Origin of the sequence: Pseudoalteromonas sp. S1612 (genome assembly GCF_005887175.1) — a bacterium.
Lineage (GTDB): Bacteria > Pseudomonadota > Gammaproteobacteria > Enterobacterales > Alteromonadaceae > Pseudoalteromonas > Pseudoalteromonas undina.
Map to the genome: position 1 here is coordinate 1 of NZ_PNDH01000075.1, position 13,879 is coordinate 13,879.

The 13,879-nt window shown below is 40.6% G+C and carries 13 protein-coding genes; 9 read left to right on the forward strand and 4 right to left on the reverse strand.

What is annotated here, in order from left to right:
- The 5 genes from ftsY to CWB78_RS18015 form a co-directional block, all read left to right on the forward strand.
- On the forward strand, positions 1–1,192 hold a 1,192-nt coding region (gene ftsY, locus CWB78_RS17995; RefSeq protein WP_138596788.1), incomplete at its 5' end, for a signal recognition particle-docking protein FtsY.
- A 92-nt stretch (positions 1,193–1,284) separates the two neighbouring features.
- Positions 1,285–1,962 carry a cell division ATP-binding protein FtsE gene (gene ftsE, locus CWB78_RS18000; protein WP_008114891.1) on the forward strand — a complete coding sequence of 226 codons (678 nt, stop codon included), beginning with the start codon at positions 1,285–1,287 and terminating at the stop codon, positions 1,960–1,962.
- Positions 1,959–2,945 (forward strand): permease-like cell division protein FtsX, encoded by a 987-nt coding sequence (gene ftsX / locus CWB78_RS18005; protein ID WP_008114892.1) that lies wholly within the window; start codon positions 1,959–1,961, stop codon positions 2,943–2,945. Before ftsE ends, ftsX begins: the two co-directional genes overlap by 4 nt.
- A 241-nt stretch (positions 2,946–3,186) precedes the next feature.
- A complete protein-coding gene (gene rpoH, locus CWB78_RS18010; protein WP_008114893.1) occupies positions 3,187–4,050 on the forward strand; it encodes an RNA polymerase sigma factor RpoH in 864 nt (287 codons plus the stop codon).
- 335 nt (positions 4,051–4,385) lie between these two features.
- Entirely contained in the window at positions 4,386–6,257 is a 1,872-nt protein-coding gene (locus CWB78_RS18015) for a methyl-accepting chemotaxis protein (protein WP_138596790.1), read from the forward strand.
- Positions 6,258–6,315: 58 nt separating this feature from the next.
- Here CWB78_RS18015 and CWB78_RS18020 read toward each other — a convergent pair whose 3' ends face one another.
- The 4 genes from CWB78_RS18020 to gpmM are packed head-to-tail and all read right to left on the reverse strand — an operon-like array spanning position 6,316 to position 11,115.
- Entirely contained in the window at positions 6,316–7,068 is a 753-nt protein-coding gene (locus CWB78_RS18020) for a divergent polysaccharide deacetylase family protein (RefSeq protein ID WP_041709615.1), read from the reverse strand.
- Positions 7,069–7,125: 57 nt separating this feature from the next.
- Positions 7,126–8,391, reverse strand: a complete 1,266-nt coding sequence (locus CWB78_RS18025) for a S41 family peptidase (RefSeq protein WP_138596792.1) — start codon at positions 8,389–8,391, stop codon at positions 7,126–7,128.
- Positions 8,392–8,424: 33 nt separating this feature from the next.
- On the reverse strand, positions 8,425–9,567 hold the full coding sequence (locus CWB78_RS18030) for a murein hydrolase activator EnvC family protein (protein ID WP_010391825.1): 1,143 nt from the start codon (positions 9,565–9,567) through the stop codon (positions 8,425–8,427).
- A 3-nt stretch (positions 9,568–9,570) separates the two neighbouring features.
- The gene (gene gpmM / locus CWB78_RS18035; RefSeq protein ID WP_075169875.1) at positions 9,571–11,115 is read right to left on the reverse strand and encodes a 2,3-bisphosphoglycerate-independent phosphoglycerate mutase; all 1,545 of its coding nucleotides are present in this window, start codon (positions 11,113–11,115) and stop codon (positions 9,571–9,573) included.
- 447 nt (positions 11,116–11,562) lie between these two features.
- Between gpmM and CWB78_RS18040 the strand changes: the two genes are divergently transcribed.
- Genes CWB78_RS18040 through gpsA form a run of 4 tightly spaced genes read left to right on the forward strand, consistent with a single transcriptional unit; the run spans position 11,563 to position 13,822 of the window.
- On the forward strand, positions 11,563–11,994 hold the full coding sequence (locus CWB78_RS18040) for a rhodanese-like domain-containing protein (RefSeq protein WP_010391832.1): 432 nt from the start codon (positions 11,563–11,565) through the stop codon (positions 11,992–11,994).
- Positions 11,995–12,026: 32 nt separating this feature from the next.
- Complete coding sequence (gene grxC, locus CWB78_RS18045) at positions 12,027–12,284, forward strand: glutaredoxin 3 (RefSeq protein ID WP_010391834.1); 258 nt, start codon at positions 12,027–12,029, stop codon at positions 12,282–12,284.
- A gap of 38 nt (positions 12,285–12,322) precedes the next feature.
- The gene (gene secB / locus CWB78_RS18050) at positions 12,323–12,811 is read left to right on the forward strand and encodes a protein-export chaperone SecB (RefSeq protein ID WP_010391837.1); all 489 of its coding nucleotides are present in this window, start codon (positions 12,323–12,325) and stop codon (positions 12,809–12,811) included.
- 3 nt (positions 12,812–12,814) lie between these two features.
- The gene (gpsA, locus tag CWB78_RS18055; RefSeq protein WP_055012423.1) at positions 12,815–13,822 is read left to right on the forward strand and encodes an NAD(P)H-dependent glycerol-3-phosphate dehydrogenase; all 1,008 of its coding nucleotides are present in this window, start codon (positions 12,815–12,817) and stop codon (positions 13,820–13,822) included.
- Positions 13,823–13,879 lie beyond the last annotated feature (57 nt).

Consider the following 13,879-nt stretch of genomic DNA (forward strand, 5'->3'; position numbering starts at 1 on the left):
AGCTGAGAATGAGCGCTTAGAGCAACAGCGTATTGCAGCAGAGCAAGCTGAGAATGAGCGTTTAGAACAACAGCGTATTGCAGCAGAACAAGCTGAGCATGAGCGTTTAGAGCAACAGCGCATTGCAGCAGAGCAAGCAGAGAATGAACGTTTAGAGCAAGAACGTATTGCAGCTGAAGAAGAGGCTGAACGCCTAGAACAACAGCGACTGACCGCAGAGCTTGCAGAGGAAGAAGCAAAAAAAGCGGAAAAACCTAAAAAAGAAGGCTTTTTCTCTCGACTTAAAAAAGGCTTACTTAAAACTCGAGTTAATATTGGCTCTGGTTTTTCGTCAATTTTTAGCGGTAAAAAAATTGACGACGAGTTATTTGAAGAGCTAGAGACTCAGTTACTTACTGCTGATCTTGGTGTTGATACCACCATGAAGCTCATTGATAATTTAACTGATGCAGCCGATCGCAAGCAACTTAAAGATGGTGATGCGCTTTATGAGCTTATGAAACAAGAAATGGCAACTATGCTAAAAACAGCAGAGCAGCCTTTAGAAATACCAGCAGATAAAAAACCTTTTGTTATTTTAATGGTAGGGGTAAACGGCGTAGGTAAAACCACCACCATTGGTAAAATGGCCAAGCAATTCCAAAATCAAGGTAAGTCGGTCATGCTTGCTGCCGGTGATACTTTTAGAGCTGCAGCGGTAGAGCAGCTTCAAGTATGGGGTGAGCGCAACAGCATTCCGGTAATAGCTCAACATACAGGTGCTGATAGTGCATCGGTAGTATTTGATGCTTTTCAAGCTGCAAAAGCACGTAATATCGATGTGTTAATTGCTGATACAGCAGGGCGCTTGCAAAATAAAGATAACTTAATGCAAGAGCTTGAAAAAATAGCCCGTGTAATGAAAAAAGTAGACCCTGATGCACCTCATGAAGTGATGCTGACTATTGATGCTGGTACAGGCCAAAATGCAATTAGCCAAGTAAACCTATTTAATCAATGTGTAGGTTTAACAGGTATCACATTATCAAAGCTTGATGGTACTGCTAAAGGTGGGGTTATTTTTGCCGTTGCCGATAAGTTTAATATCCCTATTCGTTACATTGGCGTAGGTGAAAGTATTGATGATTTACGTACCTTCAAGAGCGATGACTTTATTGACGCGCTATTTAGTCAAGATGAGGACGACGCTTAATTTACCAAAAGGGAGCCTGCTCCCTTTTTAATTGCGAGGAATACCATTTTATTTAGAGCCTAAGGCTAACAATAAATTGGCAATAATAAAAAATGATAAATTTTCAGCAAGTAAGTAAAACCTATGCCGGTGGACACCGCGCGCTTGAAAAAGTGAACTTTCATATAAAGCCTGGCGAATTGGCCTTTCTAACTGGCCACAGTGGGGCTGGTAAAAGTACACTATTAAAGCTTATTAGCTTAATGGAACGTCCTTCTGCAGGAAACGTGTTTATTAATGGCGTGGATTTAAATAAATTAAATTCCCGTCAAATTCCGTATGCACGTCGCGACATTGGTATTATTTTTCAAAATCATCGATTATTAGAGCGATACACGGTATTTGATAACGTTGCTTTGCCCTTAATTATTGAAGGGACTCACCACAAGCAAATTGCCAAACGTGTGCATGGAGCGCTTGATAAAGTGGGCTTGTTAGATAAAGTGCGCTGTCACCCTTCTACACTTTCTGGTGGTGAACAACAACGAGTAGGGATTGCACGAGCCATCGTCAATTCGCCACCTATATTGCTAGCCGATGAACCTACCGGTAACTTAGACCCTGAATTATCAATGGAAATATTACGCCTGTTTGAAGACTTTAATAAACATGGCACCACGGTTTTAATTGCCACTCATGATTTGGGCTTAGTGTCACGGATGAAGTACCGCAGTTTAACGCTTCATGACGGACGAATGAGCCAAGATCCACTGGCTGAGGGGGTATTATGAGTTTACTGTTCAAAAGCCGTCAAAATAGTAATGATAAACAAAAAAAGTCAGTATTCTCTGGCGGTTACTTTTTTATTATTAATATTTTTCGCCAAGGTGTGTACAGCCTAGGAGAAATGTGGCGCACGCCATTGGCTTCAATGATGACCATTGCAGTACTCGGTTTGAGTTTAACCTTGCCTGCAACACTATATTTAGTGGTAAAAAATGTGCAGCAAGTGAGTAGTGGTTTTGAGCAAGCCAGCGAAATATCCTTGTTTGTAAAAGAAAATATGAGCGAGCAAGAAACGCAAACCTTAGTTAAACGCTTAGCGCTATATCCCGAAATACAAACTGTGACTTTTATTTCTCGCACTGAGGCTTTGGATGAGTTCAAAGAAATGTCTGGCTTTGGTCAGGCTCTAGAATATTTAGATACCAACCCGTTACCGAATGTAGTTTTAGTCACACCAACACAACGACATAGCCAACCTAATGCAGCTAAGCAATTGCTTAAAAAACTTGAAGCCGAACGCGAAGTTGACTTTGGTAAGCTTGATATTGCTTGGCTTGAGCGCCTAAATGCATTACTAAGTTTGTTAAAAGAGAGTGTAATTACTATTGCGCTATTATTACTTACCTCAGTGACGCTTATTATAGGCAATACAATTCGTTTATCTATTATGGATAAAAAAGAAGAAATACAGGTAATGAAGCTAGTAGGGGCAACCAATACCTTTATACACGCTCCCTTTTTATGGACTGGCATTTGGTATGGAGTGATTGGCGGATTGTTTGCCTTTATTTGTGTAGCATTAATGATGTGGTGGCTATCTGCTGCAGTAAGTAGTGTGGCAGGGGTGTATCAAACCAGTTTTACGCTAATAGGGCTTAGTCTTAATGAGTTTGGCGCGTTGGTATTACTTGCTACTAGTTTAGGTTTTATTGGTTCTTACTTATCGGTTAATCGTTACATCTCAGAAATAGAACCTGATAAGGTTTAGGGCTCTAATATAATTCTTAAAACTGTCATGTTTTAAGTTTAAAATAATAAAAAAGCCAAAGCAAAAAGGTTATTTTTGTTTTGGCTAAATCAATTCATAGGTTATTCAGTCGCCTAGCGTAGACTGACTTAACACTAAAAAAACCACTTGATTTATGATTCAAAAAAGTTTTAAATTCAAGTTAGCACTCTTGCTAAAAGAGTGCTAAGATGGTTTCAAATGTTTATCACCGAGGTGAAAAATGAGTAAAGATTTATACGCAATGGCACTTACAGTTGGGCAACAAAGCGCAAGTATGGACGGCTACCTTCAAGCTGTTAGTACTATTCCTATGCTTAAAGTTGAGCAAGAGCAGGAACTTGCAAAAAGACTTCAGGAAGAAGGCGATCTTAGTGCTGCAAAGCAACTCATTATGTCGCATTTGCGCTTTGTAGCGCACATAGCTAAAAGCTACTCGGGTTACGGGTTACCTCAAGCTGATTTAATTCAAGAAGGTAACATCGGACTGATGAAAGCAGTAAAACGTTTTGACCCATCAGTGGGTGTACGTTTGGTTTCATTTGCCGTTCATTGGATTAAAGCCGAAATTCATGAGTTTGTGCTTAAAAACTGGCGTATCGTTAAAGTGGCCACGACCAAAGCACAACGTAAATTGTTTTTTAACTTACGTAAAAATAAAAAGCGTTTAGGTTGGTTTAACCAAGCTGAAGTGAGCACAGTAGCTAGCGAGCTAGGTGTGAGTGAAAAAGAAGTACGTGAAATGGAATCGCGTATGAGCGGCCAAGACATGGGCTTTGATTTAACTGGCGACGATAATGATGACGCGCCAACTAGTACTTACTCACCGGTACAGTACTTAACCGATGGTTCTGCTGATTTAGCTGACGACATTGAACAGCAACAATGGCAAGAACAGTCACATACGCGTTTATTTAGCGCTTTGAAAACTCTCGATGAGCGTTCTCAAGATATTGTTAGTGCTCGTTGGCTGTCAGACGATAAAGCAACACTGCAAGAGCTGGCTGAAAAATACAGCGTATCAGCAGAGCGTGTTCGCCAGCTGGAAAAAACAGCAATGAAAAAATTACAAAGCGCGATGAGTTAATCGCACTAAAAACTGATTAAGCCCTGCATGAAAATGCGGGGCTTTTTTTTAACTAAAAAAGCTAACTAAAAAGGTTAATAGAAAGTATCGTTTTTCTTGTTCTGCTTACCTCTAGTCACATCTATGTATCTTTTAATTAAATATACGCTATTTAAAATTAATGAATAAGTTTGGTTTTAATTTAAATACATGATTTTAGTTTGTTTTTAATTTGGGTATATGAAAATATTCGCGCACCTGAGCGACTTATCGCTCAAATCGTAGCCTAAATTAAGTCATTTAATTGCTGGTTTGTTGCCTTTCAATTTCATTTAACGCGAGTATTTACACTCAATATGAACTCATATTCACTAAAGAAAAAAATCTTGCTATCGGTCGTTCTTGCCCTAGCCGTTATTATTGTATTGCTGTCGTGGAATAGCTATACCTCTCAAAAAGCGTTACTGCTAAAAAGCAGTATTGATAACGTAAGCCAATCTGGTAAGCAACAAGCTACGAGTATTGAAGATTGGCTAGCTAGTCGTCAGCAGATAATTAAATCGGTTGCGAATAAGGTTGAGGGCAACACGCTCAGCGCACTTCAGCAAGCAGCATTTTCAGGTGGCTTTCAGTTAACTTACTTTGGAGATAGTAGCGGAAAAATGACTGACTCTGATCCCAGTATTGATCGCACCGGCTACGATCCGCGCACTCGTCCATGGTATAAACAAGCACTGCTTCAAAGTAGCACCGTAATTACCAAACCTTATTTAGATACCGCGTATAATCTGTTGGTTGTTTCTATTGCTAAAACCACGCAAAGCGGTGTGGTCGCGGGGGATTTATCGATTGAGGCCCTGGTCGATAGCGTCAATACAATGTCTTTGCCTGCGGATGGGTACGCCATTATGATGCATAAAGATGGCACTGTGATTGCCTACAAAGACGCTAGAAAAGTAATGGCAGATATTACGCGTATTGACTCGAAAATAAATCATCAATTAATTTTATCTAACAGTCAAAACGGTGAATTTACTCCTGTTTACTTTGAGAGTGAAGACCGAGATAAGCTAGTTTGGGGTGAAAACATTAACAATACAGATTGGCAGTTGTTGTTTGTATTGGATAAACAAACTTTAGAGGCTCCGCTTATTAGTTTATTGTTGACCCAATTAGTGCTGGTTGCAGTAGCACTTTTACTGAGTGTGTTGGCTATTTCATGGTTATTGGGTGTATTGCTCGCCCCTTTGAGCCGAGTGTCGCAAGCTTTATCAACAATTGCAGATGGTAACGGTGATTTAACCCAGCGTATAACTGTTGATACGCAAGATGAAGTTGGGGTTCTGGCTGATAGTTTTAATCGTTTTGTTAGCAGCCAACATGAACTGATCAGTCATATTCGTCAATTAGCTACTGACTTAGACTTTGATGCAGAGAAAAGCTTGATCACCAACCAAAGCAGTGTCAGTGAGTTGCAGCGTCAGCAACAAGAAGTGGCTATGGTTGCTACCGCGGTCACAGAAATGGCGAGTGCAACCCATGAAATTGCCGCTAATGCAGAAAACACCGCAACCGCATCGCAACAATCGGCACAAAGTAGCCGTGAAGGTAAGCTGTTAGTTGATAAAACCAGAAACACGATTAATTCACTCGCGGGCGAAATAGACCAAACTACCACAGTTATTGGTGAATTAAGTTTGCATGCTCAGGCTATATCGAGCATTTTAACTACCATTCAAGAAATTGCTGAGCAAACAAATCTCTTAGCACTTAATGCAGCAATAGAAGCCGCTCGGGCGGGAGAGCAGGGGCGTGGTTTTGCAGTGGTTGCCGATGAGGTGCGCGTGTTATCAAGAAGAACACAAAACTCTACAGCCGAAATTTATACCACTATAGAAACCTTACAAAACACCACTAAAAAAGCAGTGAGCTTGATGGACAGCAGTAAGGGCTATGCCAACAATAGTGTGGATGATGTAAATGCTGCCGCACACGCACTAGAAGAAATTACTTTGGCGGTAAATGAGATTTCTGATATGGCGGGTCAAATAGCGGTTGCAGCAGAAGAGCAAACGCAAGTGACCAATGAAATTACTAGAAATACGGTTGCTATTAAAGATGTAACCGATGAAATAACTACCTCAGCTACCGCGCATTTAAGCCAAGCCGAAGTATTAAAAGACAGAGCTACAGATCTAAATGCCAAGGTAGCGACATTTGTTTTATAAATACCATACTTATAATTGAGTTAAATTAACTGTTGGAGTAAGGCGTTTGCTTACTCCATCAGTTTAATGAAATGGCTTGTTGTTGGGCTATTTGTACATACTTACGTTCTACCAGCTGTGATACTGGTACCAGTTCAAATCCTTGCTCGATTAATTGCGGCAAAGCTTGGCGTAAAAAATCGATAGTTTCGGGGTAGGGGTGCGCTATTGCAATGGCAAACTGATATTTAGTTGCTTTTGACTTTAGCTCTTCTAACCTAAATTGTAGCTGCTCAGGGGTAGTTATATTATCTAAAAATACATGCCGACCAATATTTTCTACCCCCAAAAAGTTAGCTGCATTTTGCGCCTGGCTTAATTCGGTTGTTCGGCTATCGAGAAAATACAACTGACGCTTTTTAAGTACTTCCATGGTCCACTTCATTGCTTGGCTTTGCTGAGTGAGTGCAGAACCCATATGATTATTAACCCCTTTAACTTGTGGCAAACTCGCTAGTGCATTACCGAGTGTTTGTTGAAGTTGTGCTTTATCCATATTTAAAGTAAGCGCCCCAGGGCCTAGCTTTTTACCATTTAAAGCTTGCATAGGCACATGCAACAGGAGCTCTTTATTTGACTGACTAGCAAGGGTTGCAAATATTTGAGAATAGGGGGTGTGAGGCAAAATTGAATAAGACAATTGCCCAGGTAAACTTAGGAATTCTAGGTCACGTTGATGATAACCTATGTCATCGATCACTATGGCTATTTGTTTGGCTTTAACACCATAGGGTGTAGCAAATAGGATTAAAAAAAGCCCAGCTAACACCATTAAATTTATAATTTTCACGTTTTATAATTTTTATTGTCTTTAAATAGTTTACCGTTTTTATTGCATGCTAAGTAGCTGTTTTGCTTTTACTAACTGGATATCGGCTAATTCTTCAGCGTTAAAAACGGTGTTTTGTTCTGATTGTTCATTTTTTATTATAGCGGCTTTATTTGTTTGTGGAAGTGTTGTTTGATTAATCGCCACATTTGGAGTTACGCCAATCCCTTCAATAGACTCTCCCAGTGGCGTAAAGTAACGTGCGGTGGTTAGTTTTAAGGCGGTATCGCCGTCGCCTAATGGAATAAGTGATTGCACTGTTCCTTTGCCAAACGACTGACTCCCTACTATTTTTGCACGTAGATTTTCTTTTAACGCTGCAGCCAGTATTTCTGCTGCTGAGGCTGAGTTTTCATTAATCAGGACAACAATCGGAGCACCTTTCAAAATATCGCCGCGTTTAGCGTAAAAAGATTGATTCGAATCATAAAAGCGCCCTTTGGTCGTTACAATTAAGCCATCTTGAAGAAACAGGTCTGCTACCGCAACTGCACTCTTTAAAGTGCCTCCCGGGTTATCTCGTAAATCAATAATTAGGCCTTTTAATGAATGGCCATAATGGTTTTGCATGGCGGCTATTTGCAAGGCAACTTCATGCAAAGTGTGATTAGAAAAGTTATTAATAGCGATATAACCGCTACCTGAGTCAAGTAGTTGCTTAGTTACACTCGTTAGCTTAATTTGTTTTCTACTTAGATTAAATATTAGCGGTGTTTGAGTGTTATTACGGGTAATACTTAGCTGTACTTTACCGTTAGCGCTGTCTTTGATGTATTGTGCAACTAAATCAATCGGACTGTTTTCTACATAGTGCTGATTAACGGCAGTAATTATATCGCCTGAGCGAAGTCCTGCTTGTTTGGCTGGTGAATTATTAATTACTTTAACAATCGTGGTGCGTTGCTCGATGCTTTTTACTTCTATACCTAGGCCGGTATAGCGACCATTCGTGTTATTAAATAATGCATTTAGCTCATTTTTATCTAAATACTTAGAGTAGGCGTCGAGCTTAGAGTATAAGCGTTCAAATTGAGACGAGTTGTATTCAATATACTCACTGTTTTGCAGTGCTAAATCATCAACGTAGTAGGTGTGAATATTAAACAGTATTTCATTTATTTTTTGGCTTTCTAAGTCTTTAACCGAGCTTGCATAGGCTGTATTTATAAAGCCAAAAAACACTAATAAAACAAATAAGATAAAACAAAAGCAGGGTGCACGCTTTTTCACAGAGGTTTTTTGTTGGCAAATGTGTGTGTTTATCATAACTGCCTCTAACAGGATGCAGCTATTTTGATATTAAATACGCCTGCACCATTTTATGGGATTAACAGCACGCCCTTTATGACGTATTTCAAAGTATAGACCAGAATCGGCTTGTCCACCGCTTTGCCCAACTAATGCAACACTTTCACCTTCTCTGACCATATCACCCACGTCTTTTAGCAAGGTTTGTGCGTGTCCGTATAAGCTCATAAAACCTTGACCATGGTCAAGTACGATTACCCAGCCATAGCCTTTTAACCAGTCGGCAAATACTACTTGGCCATTATCAATGCTATTAACTGAAGTCCCTTCAGATGCAGAAATTAATACACCTTTCCAGTTTATTCCGCCGTGCTTACGTTGACCAAACCTATGCGCTAATTTTCCTTTGCTCGGCCAGTTTAATTTTCCTTTATTACGATTTAAGCCAAGTAGTTCAATTTTTGTAACTTTTTCTTCTTCTTCAAGTTCTTTGATAGTGGCGATCAGAGTTTGTTCGTTTTCTTCTAAATAGCTAATGGAATTTTTGGTTTTATTTAACTGCTTTTTTAGGTTTTGTAAGCTTGCTTGGCGCTCATTTTTAGCCCCAAGAAGTGCTGCTTGTCGTCTTTTTTGTTCTTCAAATAAAGCAACGAGCCTCTCTTTTGTTTTCGCAAGCTCAGCTTGATTTTTTGCAATCTCAACTTGCAGTGCTTTAAGATCATCAAGTTGCTTTATACGAGCTTTATTCAGGTAGTTATAGTAGCTAAGTGTGCGTTCAAATTTGGCGGTATCTTCTTGGTTAAGTAGCATTTTTGAATAGTCATCGCTACCTGCCATATAAGCACTTTTTAACTGTGCTGCTAAAATACGTTGAAATTGGGCTTGTTGTTTTTCAAGCTTTGCCGCGCGTTGTTGTTGCTCTGCTTGCTGTTGTTGTGTTTTTTTAACGGATTGCTCAGCCATATTAAGTGCTTTAGCGTTTTTCGCTATAGCGAGCTCATGTGTTTTTAGTTTTTGCTGCTGTTTAGCTATTTCTTTTTGCTGTTGTTGAAACTCAGCTTGGCTTTGCTCTAAAGCAACTTGTACTTGGGATAGGTCTTTTTTGGTACGATCTTCATTAGCCACTGCAACGCCAGTGGCTAATGAGTTTAGTACACATATACACGCAATGATGCGGCATGCGCTTTTATTCATAAATTATTTCAACACCATAATTGGCGAACCTGTCATTTCTGCAGGTTGTTCCAAACCCATTAAATGCAGCATAGTAGGTGCAACATCGCTCAAGGCTTTACCGGTATGCGCTTGTGCGTCACGACCTACATAAATAAAGGGTACTGGCTCGCTAGTATGTGCTGTGTGCGCTTGGCCTGTTTTAAGGTTTGCCATTTGCTCTGCATTACCATGATCAGCAGTTATTAGTGCTTCTCCACCATATTCTTTAAGGGCATCAACTACGCGACCAATACAGCTATCTACTGCTTCACAGGCTTTAACTGCCGCCTCAAATACACCTGAGTGGCCTACCATATCGCCATTAGGGTAGTTACAAATAATGGCATCATACTTTCCACTTTTTATTGCTGCAACGAGTTTATCGGTAAGCATTTGTGAGTTCATTTCTGGCTGTAAATCATACGTTGCTACTTGAGGAGATGGGATCAGCTCGCGAGTTTCGCCGTCAAACTCATTTTCGCGTCCGCCACTGAAGAAGAAGGTAACGTGGGCATATTTTTCAGTTTCAGATATACGTAGCTGAGTTTTACCTTGTTTTTCAAACCATTCGCCAAGTACGTTATTAAGCGGCGTTGGGCCAAAAGCTACTGGCGCATCAATATCAGCAGCGTATTCAGTCATCATCACAAAGGCACTAAGCTCGGGCGATTTTTTCTTATTAAAGCCGTCAAAATCAGGTTCGACAAAGGCGCGAGTGATTTCGCGTGCGCGGTCTGCTCTAAAGTTGGCAAATATAATGGTGTCGCCATCATTTACTTTTACTGATTCGCTACCTTTTGGGGTAATAGTACTGGCTGCTACAAATTCGTCATTTTCATCGCGCTCATAAGCCGCGTTAAGTGCGTTTACGCCATCTTCATAATCAAAGTCGCCTTCACCTAGGGTGATTAAATTATACGCTTTTTCAACACGGTTCCAGCGGTTATCTCTGTCCATGGCATAGTAACGACCAATTAATGAGGCTAAACGGCCACATTTAAGTTCGCTAAACAAGGCTTCAATACGCTCAATTGATGCTTTAGCACTGCGTGGGGGAGTATCTCTGCCATCTAAAAAGGCATGAAAGTACACCTCTTTAGCGCCGCGTTTTGCAGCCAATTGTATACTCGCCACAATATGATCTTCGTGACTATGAACGCCACCAGGGCTTAGCAGTCCCATAATATGAACGGCTTTGTTGGCATGAACAGCTTTATCAATGTTTTCAACCAGTGCAGGGGTTGTATCAAATTCGCCATCATCAATGGCTTTTGTGATGCGAGTAAAATCTTGATACACAATACGACCAGCACCTAAATTAACGTGGCCAACCTCAGAATTACCCATTTGACCAACAGGAAGACCCACATCTAAACCCGATGCTGAGATTAATGTATGAGGGCGAGTTGCCCAAAGCTCATCTAATACAGGGGTATTAGCAGCTAAAATGGCATTGCTTTGCTCATCTTCTCTGTATCCCCAGCCATCTAAAATCATTAATACCAGTGGTTTTTTATGCTCTGTCATAGTCACTCCTGAATAATTAGCGTTGCTAAAATACACGCTAACATTAATGCCAACATGCCAAGCTTAAGCATACCGTGTTTTATAGCTAGGATCAGCAATGAAAAGAAGATATTAAAAATTTTCAATGAGCTCACTCTCTCAATTGAATATTTTAAAGGGTTAGGTTATTTTTCAGTTAAAAGAGCACTACATTGTGGCTTTCACGCGTGCTTAAACTCGCATTTTTAGCTGATTTGGGTATACTTGCGCGGCTAATCCCTATTTTATTCAAGTATTGAATAGGCTTGTGGGGTAAGTTAAGCCTATGTGTAGGTAAAACTCAGAGTAGCCTAGCAGTGCTCTAAATTGACTTATTGATGAGTGACTGCTCATTGTGTAAGTACAATAAATATGAATTAAATATCTAAAACACCTTGTTTTAGCATGTAACTTTATAGTGGAAGTCGAATGGATCAATATATTGAATTTGTCTCAAATCATCCAATTCTAAGCCTAGCTTGGGTTGCGATTGCGTTTCTTATTGTTAGTGGCGCAATAAAAAGTAAATTTTCAGCAATTCGTCAGATCAATCCTCAGCAGTTAACGTTACTTATTAACCGCGAAGACGGTCAGGTTGTTGATATGCGCGGGCAAAAAGAGTTTAAAACAGGTCATATTGCCGGTGCTGTGCACTTAAACCCAGAAAAAGCTAAAGAATCTGATTTCTCAACCCTTGAAAAGTATAAGAGCAAACCCATTATAGTGGTATGTGCTGCAGGCATGACTGCCTCAGGTGTTGCAACCGCAATGCATAAAGCAGGCTATGAACAGGTTTATGTTTTATCTGGCGGTATGGGTGCGTGGCAATCAGCAAGTCTGCCAACAACAAGCGGTCGCTAATATCTCTTAGCTAAACCGATTAAGGATTAATTATGAGTAACGTTGTTTTATACACCAAAGGATATTGTCCTTTTTGTCATCGCGCATTAGCGCTGTTAGACAGCAAAGGTGTAGAATACACAAACATTGATATTGGCGTTCAGCCAGAGCTTCGCGATGAAATGATCGCCAAAGCCGGTGGCGCAAGCACGGTTCCACAAATTTTTATCAACGATGAACACATCGGTGGCTGTGACGACATGATGGCACTAGAAGCACAAGGTCACCTTGACGCTAAGCTGAGTGCTTAATTTAATTAATTATAATAAATAACAGGTTAGGAATAACAATGAACGAACAAAATCAAAATGCAGCAGCAGAAGCTGATGCAGGCGCACAGTTTACTATTCAACGTATTTACACTAAAGATGTGTCGTTTGAAACGCCAAATTCACCAGCTATTTTTCAAAAAGAGTGGGCTCCAGAAGTAAAATTAGATTTAGATACACGCTCTAATAAGCTTGATGAAGGTGTTTACGAAGTTGTTTTAGCGTTAACTGTAACAGCATCTATCGGTGAAGAAACTGCGTTTTTGTGTGAAATTCAACAAGCAGGTATTTTTACTATTGCTGAAGTTGAAGAGATGCAATTAGCACACATGCTAGGTGCATTCTGTCCTAACGTGTTATTCCCATATGCACGTGAAGCGGTATCGAACTTAGTAAACCGTGGTACGTTTCCACAACTTAATCTTGCGCCAGTTAACTTTGACGCATTATTTGCACAGTACATGCAGCAACGCACAGCGCAAGCTGAGCAGGCTTCAGCAGACGCATAATTTATGAATACAGCAACATCAGCTGTTACTGTTTTAGGGGCGGGGTCATATGGCACCGCCCTTGCTATTTGTTTAGCCCGAAATGGTCACAAAGTGACTTTATGGGGGCGCAATAGCCAAGACGTTGCGACGCTTGCAGCTGAGCGAAAAAATCAACGTTACTTACCTGATATTCCTTTTCCTGACACCTTAACTCTTGAAGCCGATTTACAGCATGCAACAGCAGCTAGCGATATTGTTTTAGTTGTTGTGCCAAGTCATGCGTTTGCTGACACGTTAAAGCAAATTAAACCGGCTTTGCGCTCTGATGCAAAAATAGCGTGGGCTACTAAAGGGCTTGAGCCAGATACTGGGCGTTTATTGCAAGAAGTGGCAGTGCAAGAACTCGGTGAAGAAGTACCATTAGCAGTGCTTTCGGGGCCAACTTTTGCCAAAGAAATGGCGAAGGGCTCACCAACCGCTATTTCGGTGTCATCAACGTCATCAGCATTTGCGAAACAAATTGCCGATTTATTACATTGCGGTCGCTCGTTTAGAGTGTACAACAATGACGACTTTATTGGCATACAGCTTGGTGGTGCGGTTAAAAACGTAATTGCTATTGGTGCAGGGATTTCTGATGGTGTTGGCTTTGGTGCAAATGCACGTACCGCGCTTATTACCCGTGGTTTAGCAGAGTTATCGCGTTTGGGTTGTGCCCTAGGTGCAAAGCCAGAGACCTTTATGGGGATGGCTGGGTTAGGCGATTTAATTCTAACCTGTACCGATAATCAGTCGCGCAATCGCCGTTTTGGTTTAGCCTTAGGTCAAGGTGAAAGTGTTGATGATGCGATTGCATCAATCGGCCAAGTAGTTGAGGGATTTAGAAACACCAAAGAAGTGTATTTACTCGCGCAGCGTGCTGGTGTTGAAATGCCAATCACTGAGCAAATATACAAAGTACTTTATGAAAATAAAGACATGAAAGCAGCTGCTATGGCCTTATTAGGTCGTGAACAGAAATCAGAATAAAACGAACTGTTAGGTTTTAGGTGACAGGTATTTTGTTTACCTAAAACCTAAAACCTA

What these genes read in the sequence shown, in the direction of transcription:
- ftsE (WP_008114891.1), top strand. Translation starts at nt 1,285, where the DNA reads ATGATAAATTTTCAGCAAGTAAGTAAAACCTATGCCGGTGGACACCGC.
- ftsX (WP_008114892.1), top strand. Translation starts at nt 1,959, where the DNA reads ATGAGTTTACTGTTCAAAAGCCGTCAAAATAGTAATGATAAACAAAAA.
- rpoH (WP_008114893.1), top strand. Translation starts at nt 3,187, where the DNA reads ATGAGTAAAGATTTATACGCAATGGCACTTACAGTTGGGCAACAAAGC.
- CWB78_RS18015 (WP_138596790.1), top strand. Translation starts at nt 4,386, where the DNA reads ATGAACTCATATTCACTAAAGAAAAAAATCTTGCTATCGGTCGTTCTT.
- CWB78_RS18020 (WP_041709615.1), bottom strand. Translation starts at nt 7,068, where the DNA reads ATGGTGTTAGCTGGGCTTTTTTTAATCCTATTTGCTACACCCTATGGT.
- CWB78_RS18025 (WP_138596792.1), bottom strand. Translation starts at nt 8,391, where the DNA reads ATGATAAACACACACATTTGCCAACAAAAAACCTCTGTGAAAAAGCGT.
- CWB78_RS18030 (WP_010391825.1), bottom strand. Translation starts at nt 9,567, where the DNA reads ATGAATAAAAGCGCATGCCGCATCATTGCGTGTATATGTGTACTAAAC.
- gpmM (WP_075169875.1), bottom strand. Translation starts at nt 11,115, where the DNA reads ATGACAGAGCATAAAAAACCACTGGTATTAATGATTTTAGATGGCTGG.
- CWB78_RS18040 (WP_010391832.1), top strand. Translation starts at nt 11,563, where the DNA reads ATGGATCAATATATTGAATTTGTCTCAAATCATCCAATTCTAAGCCTA.
- grxC (WP_010391834.1), top strand. Translation starts at nt 12,027, where the DNA reads ATGAGTAACGTTGTTTTATACACCAAAGGATATTGTCCTTTTTGTCAT.
- secB (WP_010391837.1), top strand. Translation starts at nt 12,323, where the DNA reads ATGAACGAACAAAATCAAAATGCAGCAGCAGAAGCTGATGCAGGCGCA.
- gpsA (WP_055012423.1), top strand. Translation starts at nt 12,815, where the DNA reads ATGAATACAGCAACATCAGCTGTTACTGTTTTAGGGGCGGGGTCATAT.